At 36.9% G+C, this 980-nt stretch carries 1 pseudogene; it reads right to left on the minus strand.

Going from position 1 to position 980, the window contains the following annotated elements:
• Positions 1 to 16 precede the first annotated feature (16 nt).
• A pseudogene (locus HMPREF0518_RS09240) lies at positions 17 to 879 on the minus strand (IS982 family transposase).
• Between the last annotated feature and the right edge of the window lie 101 nt (positions 880 to 980).

Raw genomic sequence — 980 nt, forward strand, 5'->3', positions numbered from 1 at the left:
TTTTATACGCGTGGTGCTAGTTAAATCGTTCTAGACAATATGCCATATTATAAGCTAACACTGCAACCTCTAGGCGTTCTTGAAAACCCGCTAGACTTCTAGCGCGATTATTTTCGGTATTGATTGTAATAACTAAGCAAAGCAAAGTCACTCTCAATTGTCCGTCTGACCGCCATTAGTTGATGATTGTTATGTTTTTTAGCACCTTGCATATTTTTACGATACGGTGTCCAAAACACATAGCCCATGTGTTTTAGTTTAGCGGCTAAATCCTTACCTAAATAACCTTCATCGCCTAAAAGATAATGATTAGTAGGATGGGCATTATTCATCAATTCTACTGTTTCTTTAGCATCATACACCGATGCTTTAGTGACTGCGTAATCAAGCAGATAGCCATCATCGCTCACTATTGCGTGAACCTTGAACCCATAATAGTAGACTTTTTTAGTCGCCTTATAACCAATATCGGCAATATCATGAAAGATTTTGACGCGATAATTACGAACAGGTTGGCAGACCGGAACTGGGAAACTATCAATAATCAGAATTTTACCTGAAAGATCCACTTCTTGGTTCAAAGTATGACGAATCAGATAGATTAAAGGCAAAAGTTGACGAGCTCGGCGATTAAATCGGGAATGGGATAATCCTACAAAGAACCTGCAAAATCTTCTTTGTAATTCAATCCCTAATTCCGCTTGCCAGATAAGCATAGCTAAGATGGAACTATCAGATAGCTTGATCTGATCTGTATTTCTGCGATGCTTAAGGGAGTTCGGAGCATACAGCTTATTACCAAGAACGACAAATATTGTTTAAACGAGTAAAACTAACTTGTAAATGATGAGAAAAACTCTTAAGCTTAAGATAGTTCAATCTAGTCAGACTCTTTTCTATTATTACTATTTACAAGTCGAGTCTAACAAGATTGGACTTTTTATTTAACTAAAACGATTTAACTAGCACCACGCGTATTT

It is taken from the genome of Lactobacillus helveticus DSM 20075 = CGMCC 1.1877, assembly GCF_000160855.1.
GTDB lineage: Bacteria > Bacillota > Bacilli > Lactobacillales > Lactobacillaceae > Lactobacillus > Lactobacillus helveticus.